This is a genomic window from Streptomyces mirabilis, from assembly GCF_018310535.1.
Classification (GTDB): Bacteria; Actinomycetota; Actinomycetes; order Streptomycetales; family Streptomycetaceae; genus Streptomyces.
The window spans coordinates 2,064,370-2,077,739 of sequence record NZ_CP074102.1; the positions used below are offsets into that span (position 1 = coordinate 2,064,370).

Genomic DNA, 13,370 nt, shown 5'->3' on the forward strand with positions numbered 1-13,370 from the left:
AGTGCGCTCGGTTCGCATCGGCATCGGGGTGTGACGCATCGCGCACGGTTCAGGCCGGAACCCGTACCCCGGCGAGGTTCTCGATCACGCGGCGGGTGCTCGGGCCGACCACCCCGGCCCACTCGTCGGGGGAGCCGGTCAGCCAGCGTGCCACCAGGGTCGCGAAGCCGGGGACCTGACGGGCCAGCTCGACCAGACCGCGGTCGAATCCGGTGGCTCCGGCCGGGGTGCGGACGAGGAGCAGGCCCGTGCGGTGCACCAACTCACGGGTGGGTTCCTCGCCCCGGCGGGCCGCGCCGTCCGCGGCGGCCCGCAGCAGGGTGTCGAGGACGGCCGGGTCCTGCTCGTGCGCGAGCAGCAGGTCCAGCAGCTCGCGCCGCAACGGGCCGCAGTCCCGGCTGCCCGGCGCCGCCAGGACGGCCGCGAGGGCCGCCCGCACCGGAGCCGGGCAGCCGACCAGCAGACCCGTGACCAGCGGGAAAAGGACGGATCGTGCCGCGAATCCGTGTTCGAGGCGCCGATCGACGTAGGCGGCCACGTGCGCGGCGGCCTCGGGGCACAGCTCCACCACTTCCCTGACCAGCACGCCGACACGGCGGGCGAGCGCGGGCGTGGTGACGTCGGCGAGCGTGCGCAGCGCCTCCGAGGTGTCCGCGCCCGGCTGTCGCAGCCGGACCCGAAAGGCTTCGAGCACCGGGTCGGGATGCGTGTTCAGGGCGGCGACCAGCGCAGCGGCGGGCAGCCGCGGATCGCCCGCGGCGAAGCGCTCCAGCGCCTGCGGCAGGTACCGGGCCCGCGTCCACGGGTCCCGTACGAGCAGGCCGAGCGCGCCACCGTGCAGCGTGCGGTCGGCGGGGCTGGCGAGCAGGGTCAGCGCCGCGTAGCGCAGCAGCTCGCGGTCGGCCTCGGTGCGCACATGCGGCGCGGCGCGCAGCCCGTACGCCATCGCCGCCACCCGCCGGGCCGGGCGCTCGTCGTGCGCCCACCGGTCCACCGCCCGGCACACGGCCGAGGGTTCCTCCTCGGCGAGCGCGGCCAGCAGTTCGTCCCCGCGCTGGTGGGCGCGGTCGACCAGGGCCTCCGCGAGGTCGTCCAGGGCGCGCCGCCGGTGCGCGTACAGCAGGGCCTGCGCGGCGGTCGCCACGGTCGCGTGGGGCGTCGCGGGCAGCGGCCGGTCGTCGTCGAACCAGGGGGTGAGGTGGGGTTGTACGGCGGTGGGGTCGGCTGCGAGGAGTCGGGCGACGGCGTCCAGGTAGCGCGGGGCCTCCGGGGGACGGCGGCGGTGGGCGCCGGAGGCGGTGCGGGACCCCTCGGCCGGGCTCGCCTGACGCGGCGCCCCGTCCGCGACGACCAGGCGCCTGAGCAGATCGAACCGCTCCGCCTCCGGCAGCGGCAGCGCCTCCCAGAAGGAGGGCCCGAATTCCGCCGGCACACCCCGGCCTTCGGTCCGCCACGCCACGATCCGCTCGGCGAGCAGCCGGAGCACCCCGGCGTACGGGGTCGCGTCGGGTACGCGCACCAGGACATCGGCGAGGAGGTGGGTGGCCCACCAGGTGCCGTCTCCGGTCGGGGCACCGTCTCCGGTCGGGGTGGCGTCCCCAGTCCGGGCGGATTCCTCCGCCAGCAGGTCGTCGACGGCCTCGACGAGGTCTTCGAGGCGGCGGGCCAGCGCACCGGCGCCCTGGTGCCGGGCCAGCAGGAGTAGGGCCTGTACGACGGGGCCGATGCGGTGGCGCGGGACGGGCACGGAACGGCTCTGGGCGGATGGGTGTGTGGGCGTCCGCTGGGCCGGTACCCGCTCGGTACGCCAGGCTTCGCGGCGCCGGTGGACCAGGGCGTGCAGGGCCGGGTCCACATCCAGGTGGGTGCCCTGGATCCAGTCGGCGAACTCCTCGTGGGCGAACCGGTAGCCGCTCCCGGCGGGGACCAGGAGGCCCTCGGTGAGGACGGCGGAGGCCCAGCCGGTGATACGCCCCGGGGTGGGACCCCAGGGGAAGACGGCCTCGAAGGACGTGCGGTCCAGCTGGCCCTGGCCGGGCCCCAGGCAGCGCCGCGCGGCCTCGTGCACCTGGCCGGAGACCTGGGCGGCGAGCCTTCGTACGGCCGTGCCGCGCAGCCCGTTCGCCGACGCGAGCCGGAGCGCGACGCGCAGGCACATCAGGTCCAGATGGGCGGCGAAGACCTCGTCCCGGTCGAGTGGCCGGGTCGGCGCGTCAGGCAGCGCGGCGCGCACCTCCGCCAGCAGCCGCAACGTCAGCGGATGCCGCGCCTCGTCGGCCGCCAGCGCACCCTCGGGGATCCCGGCCCGCGCACGGACCCGCCGCGCCTCGTCCTCGGTCAGCCCGCCCAGCCGGACGCAGGGTGGAAGCGACGGCTCCGGGTCGGTACCGGCCCGGTGCAGCGACTCCGCCGGGAACTGGACCCCCGCCTGCTCCCAGTACTCGGCGCGGCAGGCGACGACGAGCCGCGCCCCGCTCGCCCGCAACCACTCGGCCGTGCCCGCGGTCCACTCGGGCAACCGGCGGGCGAGGTCGGGCGGCATCTCCTCCGGTCCGTCGAGGAGGAACAGCAGTGGCCGTCCGGCGGCCCGGGCCAGCCGGTCGGGACCGATGTCGCCGAGCTCTCCGTCGTACCCGCCGGGCGGCAGCACCCCAGGCTCCCGGCGCGCCCCCTCCTCCGGGGCCGCCACGATCCGCCCCGCCCGCTCCAGCGCCCGGGTGGCCGCGTCGGCGACGGAGGTGTCCGTGGCGAGGAGGTCGGCGCCGCGCAGCCAGAGCGTGGGGGCCGGCGCGGCGCCGCGGGTGCGGCGGGCGGCGAGCGCCGCGAGTTCCGTCGTACGGCCGCTGCCGGGTGGGCCGACGAGTCCGAGGACGGCGGCCGGGCCGCTCTCGAAGGACGCGAACTCCCGTACGACGGCGGCCCGTTCCACGGTGGCGGGCGCCGCGCCGCCGGTGCCCGGCGAGGTCGCGGCCCCGGGGCCGTCCGAGCCCACCGAGGTCGCCGTGAGTTCGAGTACGCCTGCCGGATTGAGATCGGCCCCGTACGCGGGGACCGTGGTGGCGTTGCGGTCGAGGAGTTCGGCGAGCGGACCCGCGTCGCCGGGAGTGTGCAGGAGGACCGCGAAACCCGCCGCCCGGTGCTCGGTGTGCAGCGCGGTGCCGAGCACCCCGATCACCGCCCCGGTCGAGGCGTCGAGGACCGGTCCCCCGGCCGCCCCGCCGCCCAGCCGGAGCGCGTCCGCGCCGGCCGTGCCGATCGCCAACTCCAGTGCCTCGTCGAGGCGATGGAAGCGATCGGTCGCCGCGTACGTCACGGTGGTGCTGCCCAGCACCCGGGCCTCGCGCCAGCCGCCCGCGGGGATCCTGACATACGTGCCGGTCTCGACCCTCTCGCGCACGGTGACGGGGAGCGGGTCGAGGCCGAGGCCCTCGGTGCGTACGAGCGCCAGATCGGTTTCGGGGAGCGGGGTCACGGCGTCGGCGGTCACCACACAGCTGCGGTCGCCGGGGGCGTGCAGCACGAGGCGGGCCAGACCGTCGACGGCCTCGTGGCTGGTGATCACCGTGCCGTGGTGGTCGGCGACGAAACCCACGCCGCGCGGACGTCCGGCCAGGTCGCAGACGCGCACCAGGATCTCGTCCCGCGCGCCGCGGGCGTCGTCCGGTGTCTGCTCGTTCCCGGCCCGCGGGCCCCGTCCCGCCATGCTCGAACCTCCCCGCCGTGCTCCTTCTTCCGACGGTAGGCGCCAAATGATCAGCGGGACAGATCACGCGAGAAACGCGCCCCCTTCCGCTCCCTCGGTTCACTCCGAGCGCCTGCCCGAAGGGGTGAATAGGGCAGAGCGGATGGATACACCCTTGGGTGGGGGAACCGAGGGGGGACCGTGGAGCGGCGGGCACGAAACCCCGTGACCGCCGCTCCACGGGCAGGTGCCCGAGCACGAACAGGCGTCGGCCTCAGCCGAACACGGCGAGGCTCTTCGCCTTGCCCTTCTGTTCCTCCACCAGCGCGAGGAACTGGCCCTCGGCGTCGAACACGGCCACCGCGCCGACCCCCGCGTACTCCTCGGGGATCTCCAGGCGTACGCCGTTGAGCAGCAGCCGGGCCCGCTTGGTGTCCACGTCCCAGCGCGGGAACGCGGCCGCGGCGGCCTCGGCGATCGGCATCACGGTCAGCTCCTCCTGGAGCTGGTCGAGGGTGCGCGCGGAGTCGAGCTTGTACGGGCCGACGCGGGTGCGGCGCAGGGCGGTGAGGTGACCGCCGACCCCCAGGTCCGCGCCCAGGTCCCGGGCGAGCGCCCGGATGTACGTCCCGGACGAGCAGACCACGGAGACGACCAGGTCGAGCACCGGCGTGCCGTCCTCGGCCACGGCGTCCCGGATGTCGTACACCGCGAACGAGGAGACCGTCACCGGGCGGGCCGGGATCTCGAAGTCCTCGCCTTCGCGTGCCCGCTTGTACGAGCGCACGCCGTCGATCTTGATGGCACTGACCTTGGACGGCACCTGCATGATCCGGCCGGTGAGCTTGGCGATCCCGGCGTCGATGGCCTCCCTGGTCACCCTGGAGGCGTCGGTGGACGAGGTGATGTCGCCCTCGGCGTCGTCGGTCAGCGTGTCCTGGCCGAGCCGGATCGTCCCCAGGTACTCCTTCTCGGTGAGCGCGAGGTGCCCGAGGAGCTTGGTCGCCTTCTCGACGCCGAGGACGAGCACACCCGTCGCCATGGGGTCGAGGGTGCCGGCATGTCCGACGCGGCGGGTCCTGGCGATCCCGCGCATCTTGGCGACCACGTCGTGCGAAGTGAAGCCCGACGGCTTGTCGACGATGACAAGCCCGTCGGGCGTCTTGGTCTTCTGCGTCATTCCGCGGCGTCGCCGTCCGTCTCGTCGTCCTCGCCCGGCTTCTTGTACGGGTCCGCGTCACCGGCGAAGGTGGCACCGGCCGAGACCTCGCGCACCTTCGCGTCCGAGGCCCGCGCCTTGTCGAGCAGGTCCTCGATCGTCTTGGCGGTGTCCGGCAGGGCGTCCGCGACGAAGGTCAGCGTCGGCGTGAACTTCACGCCCGCCGCCGCGCCGACCGCCGAGCGGAGCACGCCCTTGGCGCTCTCCAGGCCCGCGGCCGCGGCCGCGCGCTCCTCGTCGTCCCCGTAGACCGTGTAGAAGACGGTCGCCTCCCGGAGGTCCCCGGTGACCCGGGTGTCCGTGATGGTGACATGGGTGCCGAGCCGCGGGTCCTTGATCCCACGCTGCAGCTTCTGGGCCACCACCTCTCGGATGAGGTCCGCCAGCCTCTTGGCACGCGCGTTGTCGGCCACTGGTCCGTCTCCTTCTTCGCCTTGCTTGTTCCGTCAGTCTTCGTCTGTATGAAGTCTGCGCCGTACCGACAGCAGCTCCACCTCCGGTCGCGCCGCGACGAGCCGCTCGCACCGGTCCAGTACGTCGGTGAGGTGCTCGGTGTCTCCGGAGACCATCGCCAGGCCGATCTCGGCCCTGCGATGAAGGTCCTGGTTGCCCGTCTCCGCCACGCTCACCGCGTACTTCCGCTGGAGTTCAGCGACGATCGGCCGGACTAGAGAGCGTTTCTCCTTGAGCGAGTGCACATCGCCGAGGAGCAGATCGAAGGACAGCGTCCCCACATACATGTGTAACCGGATGTCCCGCCGGTACGGGGTAGATGGCCTGCCAATGCGCTTGGCAGGGACATCAGAACCGTACAACGAACCCCTGGCTCGCTCGACGGAGTTTCCGCCCCCGCACCGGTGGGGGCCGTTCGCGCAGTTCCCCGCGTCCCTGAAAGGGGCGCGGGGAACTGCGCGATCTTTTAAACGGCAAGCTGGCCGACGGTGACTTCTCACCGTCGGCCAGCTCAAGCCACTGCGTTACGACCGCGGCTTCTCGCGCATCTCGTACGTCGCGATGACGTCGTCGACCTTGATGTCGTTGAAGTTTCCGAGGTTGATACCACCCTCGAAGCCTTCGCGGATCTCGGTGACGTCGTCCTTGAAGCGACGCAGACCGGAGATGTTGAGGTTCTCCGCGATGACCTTGCCGTCGCGGACGAGGCGCGCCTTGGTGTTGCGCTTGACCTCGCCCGAGCGGACCAGGACACCGGCGATGTTGCCCAGCTTGGACGACTTGAAGACCTCGCGGATCTCCGCCGTGCCGAGCTCGACCTCCTCGTACTCCGGCTTGAGCATGCCCTTGAGGGCCGCCTCGATCTCCTCGATGGCCTGGTAGATCACCGAGTAGTACCGGACGTCGACGCCCTCGCGCTCCGCCATCTGCGCCGCGCGGCCCGCAGCGCGGACGTTGAAGCCGATGACGATCGCGTCGGAGCCGGTCGCCAGGTTGATGTCCGACTCGGTGACCGCACCCACACCGCGGTGCAGGACACGGATGTCGACCTCGTCGCCGACGTCGAGCTGGAGCAGCGAGGACTCGAGAGCCTCCACCGAACCGGACGCGTCGCCCTTGATGATGAGGTTGAGTTCCTGCACCAGACCGGCCTTGAGGGCCTCGTCCAGGTTCTCCAGGGAGAACCGGACACCCCGGCGGGCGAAGTTGGCGTTGCGCTCACGCGCCGCGCGCTTCTCGGCGATCTGACGCGCCGTGCGGTCCTCGTCGACAACCAGGAAGTTGTCGCCGGCGCCCGGGACGTTGGTGAGACCGAGGACGAGGACCGGGGTCGAGGGACCCGCCTCTTCCACGTTCTCGCCCTTGTCGTCGAGCATCGCGCGGACACGGCCGTACGCGTCGCCGACCACCATGGTGTCGCCGACCCGCAGGGTGCCTCGCTGGACCAGGACGGTCGCGACGGCGCCGCGGCCACGGTCGAGGTGGGACTCGATCGCGATGCCCTGCGCGTCCTGCTCCGGGTTGGCCCGCAGGTCGAGCGAGGCGTCCGCGGTCAGGACCACGGCCTCCAGCAGCTCCTCGATGTTGAGGCCCTGCTTGGCGGAGATGTCGACGAACATCGTGTCGCCGCCGTACTCCTCGGCCACCAGACCGAACTCGGTGAGCTGACCGCGCACCTTGGTCGGGTCGGCACCCTCGACGTCGATCTTGTTGACCGCGACCACGATCGGCACGTCGGCCGCCTTGGCGTGGTTCAGCGCCTCGATCGTCTGGGGCATCACACCGTCGTTGGCCGCCACCACGAGGATCGCGATGTCGGTCGACTTCGCACCACGGGCACGCATGGCGGTGAACGCCTCGTGACCCGGGGTGTCGATGAAGGTGATCTTGCGCTCTTCTTCGTTGACCTGGGTCGTGACCTGGTACGCACCGATGTGCTGCGTGATACCGCCGGCCTCGCCCGCGACGACGTTCGTCTTGCGGATGGTGTCGAGGAGGCGGGTCTTACCGTGGTCGACGTGACCCATGACGGTCACGACCGGCGGACGTGCGACGAGGAACTCCTCGCCACCCTCGTCCTCGCCGAACTCGATGTCGAAGGACTCGAGCAGCTCGCGGTCCTCCTCCTCGGGGCTGACGATCTCGAGGACGAAGTTCATCTCGTCCGCGAGGAGCTTCAGCGTCTCGTCGGAGACGGACTGCGTGGCAGTGACCATCTCGCCGAGGTTCATCATCACGCCGACGAGCGACGCCGGGTTGGCGCCGATCTTCTCCGCGAAGTCGGTGAGGGACGCACCGCGCGACAGGCGGACGGACTGTCCGTTGCCGCGAGGCAGCATCACGCCGCCGACCGACGGGGCCTGCATGGCCTCGTACTCCTGGCGCCTCTGCCGCTTCGACTTGCGACCACGACGCGCCGGACCGCCGGGACGGCCGAACGCACCCTGCGTGCCACCACGGCCACCCGGACCACCGGGACGACCGCCGAAGCCGGGACGGCCACCGCCGCCACCGCCGGGACCACCGGGACGACCGGCGAAACCGCCACCGCCGCCACCGCCGGGACCAGCGGGACGACCCGCGAAGCCGCCACCGCCGCCACCGGGACGACCGGCGAAGCCGCCGCCGCCCGGACGACCGCCGCCGCCACCGGGACCACCGGGACGACCGCCGCCGCCACCGGGACCGCGGCCACCGGGGCCACCACCGGGACGGGGACTGCCCGCAGCGGGACGCTGCGGCATCATGCCGGGGTTGGGACGGTTACCGGCGGGGCCACCGCCGGGACGCGGAGCGCCGCCCTGCGGACGAGGCATGCCACCCGGAGTCGGACGGGCACCGCCCGGACCGCCCTGCGGACGCGGAGCGCCGCCGGGACCGCCCTGGGGACGGGGACCACGGTCCTGACCCGCGCCCTGCGGACGCGGAGCGCCGCCGGGACGGTCGCCACCGGGGCGCGGGGCACCGCCCGGACGGGGCGCCTGCGGGCGCGCCATGCCGGTGGAGCCACCAGAGGTGAACGGGTTGTTGCCCGGACGCGGGCCGGCCGGACGAGCACCGGGACGCGGGGCCTGGCCGCCGGGACGCGGGGCGCCCTGACGGTCGCCGCGCTCGGGACGGTCGCCGCGACCCTGACCACCCTGGCCGGGACCACCGGCCGGACGGGCACCGCCGGGACGCGGGGCCTGGCCACCGGGACGCGGGGCGCCCGGACGGGGACCTGCGGCGGGAGCCGCGGGAGCCGACGGGGGCGCGGTGAACTCGGCCGCGACCGGAGCCGGAGCCGCCGGAGCGGGCTTCGGTGCGGGCTTGGGACCCGGGGTCGGGCGCGGACCCGGTGCAGCCGGAGTGACCGGAGCAGCCGACGCAGCCGGAGTGACCGGCGCAGCGGGGCGCTCGGCCACGGCCGGCTTCGGGGCCGGCGGGCGCGGGGCGGCCGGACGGGCAGCCTGCGCCGGAGAGGGGGCACCCGGCTTCGCCGGGGCAGCCTTACGGGCGGAGGCGGGCTTGCCGCCACCGCTGCCCTGCTGGAGGGCGTCAGTCAGTTTGCGTACAACGGGCGCCTCGATCGTCGAGGACGCCGAACGGACGAATTCACCGAGCTCTTGGAGCTTGGCCATGACGACCTTGCTCTCAACCCCGAACTCCTTGGCGAGTTCGTATACCCGGACCTTAGCCACTTCGCTCCTTTTAGGTCCGGGTTGCGTCCGGACCGTCGCTACTTCATGGGCGTACTCATCGCGTGCTCATCGAGTGCTCATCGCAATCTCGACCTACTTCCAACTCGCGGGGTACCAGGGCCGCACGGGGGTTCCGTACGACGCTCCTTACGGTGTTGCCTGCTCGACGCAGAGGCGCAACGCCGCTGTGTCGAGCGGTCCCGGGGCACGCAGCGCCCGCGGGAACGCCCGGCGGCGTACCGCCAGGTCGAAACAGACCAGGGCGGGGTGCACATATGCGCCCCGGCCGGGCAGCGTACCGCGATGATCGGGGACACATTCGCCCTCGACCGCCACGATCCGCAGCAGATCAGTCTTGGCCGCTCGCTCCCGGCACCCCACACAGGTGCGTTCAGGGCATGCGCGGGCTCGCGTCCGGCCAGACACTCTTAAGTCTACCTCCCCGCACCGACCTCACCCCTTTGGGGCAAGAATCGAACGGTTGTTGTCGTGATCTAAGCCACTTGCGGCTCAGAACTATTCCCGGTGCTGGTCCGCGCCGCGCCGAGCTGTCTCGTCGGACGGCTGCTCGGTGTCCGGACGGATGTCGATGCGCCAGCCGGTGAGGCGGGCCGCGAGGCGGGCGTTCTGGCCCTCCTTGCCGATCGCCAGCGACAGCTGGTAGTCCGGGACGGTCACGCGGGCGGAGCGGGCCGCGAGGTCCACGACCTCGACCTTCGAGACGCGGGCCGGGGAGAGCGCGTTCGCCACCATCTCGGCCGGGTCGTCCGACCAGTCGACGATGTCGATCTTCTCGCCGTTCAGCTCGGCCATCACGTTGCGCACCCGGCCGCCCATGGGGCCGATGCAGGCGCCCTTGGCGTTCAGACCCGAACGGGTGGACCGGACGGCGATCTTCGTACGGTGACCGGCCTCGCGTGCGATCGCGGAGATCTCGACGGAACCGTCGGCGATCTCCGGGACCTCCAGCGCGAAGAGCTTCTTCACCAGATTGGGGTGCGTACGCGACAGGGTGACGGACGGACCGCGCACGCCCTTCGCCACCCGAACGACGTACGAGCGCAGCCGCAGCCCGTGCTGATACGTCTCTCCCGGGACCTGCTCCTGCACCGGCAGGATGGCCTCCAGCTTGCCGATGTCGACGAGCACGTTCTTGGGGTCGCGCCCCTGCTGTACGACACCCGTGACGATGTCGCCCTCACGCCCGGCGTACTCACCGAGCGTCGCGTCGTCCTCGGCGTCCCGCAGGCGCTGCAGGATGACCTGCTTGGCGGTGGTCGCGGCGATCCGGCCGAACCCCGACGGGGTGTCGTCGAACTCGCGTACCTCCTGCCCCTCCTCCAGGTCCTCGGGGTCCTCCTTCGCCCACACGGTCACATGGCCGGTCTCCCGGTCGAGCTTGACGCGCGCGTGGCGGCGGCTTCCCTCGGTGCGGTGGTAGGCGATGAGGAGGGCCGACTCGATCGCCCCGACCAGCAGGTCGAAGGAGATCTCCTTCTCCCGTACCAAGCCCCGCAGGGCACTCATGTCGATGTCCACGGCTACGCCTCCTCTGCGTTCTCTTCGTTCTTGTTCTTACGGTTGAACTCGACCTGGACGCGGGCCTTGGCGATGTCCTGGAAGGCGAGCCGCTTGGCGGTGGGCTTGCGCCCCTTCACGCCCGGCACCTCGACATCGACTCCTTCTTCGTCCACGCCGAGGATTCTCGCGACCAACTCGTCGCCGTCCCCCAGCTGGAACTTCACCAGGCGGTCCGTGGCGCGTACGTAGTGACGGTGCTCCTTGAGCTCGCGCTCGGCACCGGGGGTTCCGACCTCGAGGGTGTACTCGCCCTCGCCCATCGCGTCCGTCTCGTCGAGCTTCACCGAGAGCGCGCGGCTCACATCGGCGATCGCGTCCAGATCGGCGCCTTCGTCCGAATCGACGACAACACGCAGCACACGCTTACGTCCGACCGAGTCCACTTCGACCTCTTCGAGGTCGAGGCCCTGAGAGCTGACGAGCGGTTCCAGCAGTACTCGCAGCCTCTCGCTCTGGGTGGTGCTCATCCGGGTGACTCCTCGGCCGCGTGTGCTGTTGTGGGTTGGTCGTGTGTCTGGTCAAAGGGTATCCGGTCGCAGAGGGTGTTGCCGTCCACCGTCCCCCGCCCCCGGGGGGGCTGAGCCGCGGTGGCGAGCCCCTGGGGGGTGATCGGGTGGGGCACGGGTACCGTGATCACGGGCGTGCCGCCCTCCCTTTCGTACGAGCCTTCCGAGGACGTCTGCCGTGCCGTTCACCCTGCCGCCGCGCTCCCCCTCGGGGCCGCGCCGAAGGAGCCTGTTCGCCTCCGCCGCGGGCACCTTCGTGCTCGTGGGCTGTTCCGCCCCCGAGTCGTCCACCGACACCACGGTCGAGACTCCCTCGGCCGCGGACCGTGCGCGCGCGCGTGCGGCCCGCGACAGCGAGTCGCTCGCGGCACGCTACGCCGCCGTGATCACCGCCCATCCCCCACTGGCGGCCCGGCTGAAGCCGCTGCGGGCGGAGGTCGTACGGCACGCGAAGGCGTTCGGGAGCAGCGGAACCGCCGGCAGCCGGCCCTCCGCCACCGGCTCGCCGTCGGCTTCCGCCTCGGCGCACCCCAGCCCCTCCCCCGCCGTGCCCGCCCAGGAGAAGGACGCCCTCGCCGACCTCGCCACCGCCGAGCGCACCTTGGCCGACCAGCGGACGAAGGCCCTGCTGACGGTCCCGGGCGAGCTGGCCAGGCTGCTGGCCTCGGTGGCCGCGGCCGGCGCCGCACACGCGTTCCTGCTGACGGAGGGTGCCAAGTGAGCACGACCGAGGACACAAAGAGCACCAAGGAGGCCGAGCGAGCCGAACTCGGCGCGTTGCAGGCCGCGCTCGCCGCCGAGCACGCCGTCGTCTACGGGTACGGAGTCGTCGGCGGCAGGATCGACAAGGGACGCCGGGGCGAGGCCCGCTCGGCGTACGACGCCCATCGGGCCCGGCGCGACGAACTCGCGCGCGCCGTACGGGACCTGGGCGGCAGGCCGGAGGTCTCCGCGGCGGCGTACGCGCTGCCGTTCGCCGTGAAGGACTCCGCCGCGGCCGTGCAGCTCGCGGCCGACTTGGAGGACCGCGTCGCCGGGGCGTACTCCGATCTCGTACGCGCCTCCTCGGGCGATCGGCGGCGCACGGCCGCCGAGGCGCTGCGGGAGGCGGCGGTGCGGGCGGTGCGCTGGCGCGGGGAGAGCGTAGCCTTCCCTGGTCTCGCCGAGCGGGCGGCCCCCTCGGCCACCCCTGCCGCGGCAACGCCGTCGCCCTCGTGACGCGCCCCTGACGGCCCGGACGAGACGACCTGGACGACTTGGACCAGCTGGAAAGGAACACCTCGCGCAATGGACTCGCGCATGGCCTTCGAACCGCCGCGGCGCCTGGTACGGGCACTCGGCGAGACGCAGCGGAGCGGGTCCAACGGCTCCGGCGGGTCCGACGGGACGGGCGAGTGGCTGGACAAGCTGCCCGTGCTGGCGCAACAGGCGGTCGATCTACGCGAGTTGACCGTGGAGCGGGTGCAGGCACCCGGCGGCCGCAGCAGCCTTGTCCTGCTCGTCCGGCGGGCCGACGGGACGCCCGCCGTGCTGAAGCTGGCGCCGCCGCGGGCCCGTCCGGAGAGCGAGCGGGCCGCGCTCGCCCACTGGGACGGACGCGGCGCCGTACAGCTCCTCAACCCCGCCGACGCGCAGGGCGACACCCACGGCGTACTGCTGTTGGAGCGCCTGCGTCCCGATCTGTCCGTGCGTTCGCTGCCGGAGGCGAAGGCTCTGCTGGAGGCGGCCGGGACGCTGCGGCGGCTGTGGGTCGAACCGCCCGCCACCCATGTCTTCGAGACCGTCGCCGAGCGGACCGGGCGGCAGGCCGAGGCGATGCGGGCGGCGGCGAGCGCCGACACCGAGGTCGCGCCCCTGGTCGACGCGGCGCTCGCGGCTCGCGAGGAGCTCCTCGCCGGCCTGCCCGAGGAGCGGTTGCTGCACGGCACCTTCCGGCAGAGCAAGGTGCTCGCCGGTGAGCGCATGCCCTGGCTGGCCGTGGGCCCGGACCCGGTGGTCGGCGAGTGCGCCTTCGACCTGGCCCGGCTGGTCCGGGACCGGGTGGAGGACCTGATCGCGTCCCCTTCCGGATCGTCGATCACACGGCGACGGGTCAAGCGGCTCGCCGAGTCCCTGGAGGTGGACCAGGAGCGGCTGCGGGGCTGGACGTTGTTCCGGGCGGTCGAGTCCGGCGTACGGGCGGGGCGGGTCGGGCGTCCGCAGGACGCGGAGCTGCTGCTGGAGTTCGCGGGCTGGCTCTGACCGCCCCT

Annotated in this window: 11 protein-coding genes; 3 read left to right on the plus strand and 8 right to left on the minus strand. The window is 72.8% G+C overall.

All coding sequences use genetic code 11. From position 1 onward, the window contains the following. Positions 1–49: 49 nt before the first annotated feature. From SMIR_RS08905 to rimP, 8 genes are all read right to left on the minus strand, one after another. On the minus strand, positions 50–3,703 hold the full coding sequence (locus SMIR_RS08905; RefSeq protein WP_212726852.1) for a trypsin-like peptidase domain-containing protein: 3,654 nt from the start codon (positions 3,701–3,703) through the stop codon (positions 50–52). Between the two features lie 253 nt (positions 3,704–3,956). Then, positions 3,957–4,862 (minus strand): tRNA pseudouridine(55) synthase TruB, encoded by a 906-nt coding sequence (gene truB / locus SMIR_RS08910; RefSeq protein WP_168496202.1) that lies wholly within the window; start codon positions 4,860–4,862, stop codon positions 3,957–3,959. Further along, positions 4,859–5,314, minus strand: coding sequence for a 30S ribosome-binding factor RbfA (gene rbfA / locus SMIR_RS08915; RefSeq protein ID WP_054232827.1), 456 nt, complete (start codon positions 5,312–5,314; stop codon positions 4,859–4,861). The genes truB and rbfA overlap by 4 nt, the downstream gene beginning before the upstream one ends. 33 nt (positions 5,315–5,347) lie before the next feature. Continuing rightward, positions 5,348–5,641 carry a DUF503 domain-containing protein gene (locus SMIR_RS08920; RefSeq protein WP_067371255.1) on the minus strand — a complete coding sequence of 98 codons (294 nt, stop codon included), beginning with the start codon at positions 5,639–5,641 and terminating at the stop codon, positions 5,348–5,350. 237 nt (positions 5,642–5,878) lie between these two features. Continuing rightward, positions 5,879–9,034: a translation initiation factor IF-2 gene (gene infB, locus SMIR_RS08925; RefSeq protein ID WP_212726853.1), complete on the minus strand. Its 3,156-nt coding sequence runs from the start codon at positions 9,032–9,034 to the stop codon at positions 5,879–5,881. Positions 9,035–9,181: 147 nt separating this feature from the next. After that, positions 9,182–9,460: a YlxR family protein gene (locus SMIR_RS08930; protein ID WP_101400982.1), complete on the minus strand. Its 279-nt coding sequence runs from the start codon at positions 9,458–9,460 to the stop codon at positions 9,182–9,184. Between the two features lie 90 nt (positions 9,461–9,550). Further along, positions 9,551–10,573 (minus strand): transcription termination factor NusA, encoded by a 1,023-nt coding sequence (gene nusA / locus SMIR_RS08935; protein WP_168496200.1) that lies wholly within the window; start codon positions 10,571–10,573, stop codon positions 9,551–9,553. A gap of 2 nt (positions 10,574–10,575) precedes the next feature. After that, complete coding sequence (rimP, locus tag SMIR_RS08940) at positions 10,576–11,082, minus strand: ribosome maturation factor RimP (RefSeq protein ID WP_168496198.1); 507 nt, start codon at positions 11,080–11,082, stop codon at positions 10,576–10,578. A 217-nt stretch (positions 11,083–11,299) separates the two neighbouring features. Between rimP and SMIR_RS08945 the strand changes: the two genes are divergently transcribed. From SMIR_RS08945 to SMIR_RS08955, 3 genes are all read left to right on the plus strand, one after another. Next, complete coding sequence (locus SMIR_RS08945; protein ID WP_168496196.1) at positions 11,300–11,842, plus strand: hypothetical protein; 543 nt, start codon at positions 11,300–11,302, stop codon at positions 11,840–11,842. Beyond that, on the plus strand, positions 11,839–12,339 hold the full coding sequence (locus tag SMIR_RS08950; RefSeq protein WP_168496194.1) for a ferritin-like domain-containing protein: 501 nt from the start codon (positions 11,839–11,841) through the stop codon (positions 12,337–12,339). Before SMIR_RS08945 ends, SMIR_RS08950 begins: the two co-directional genes overlap by 4 nt. A gap of 81 nt (positions 12,340–12,420) precedes the next feature. Beyond that, positions 12,421–13,362, plus strand: a complete 942-nt coding sequence (locus tag SMIR_RS08955; protein ID WP_168501330.1) for an aminoglycoside phosphotransferase family protein — start codon at positions 12,421–12,423, stop codon at positions 13,360–13,362. Positions 13,363–13,370: the final 8 nt, after the last annotated feature.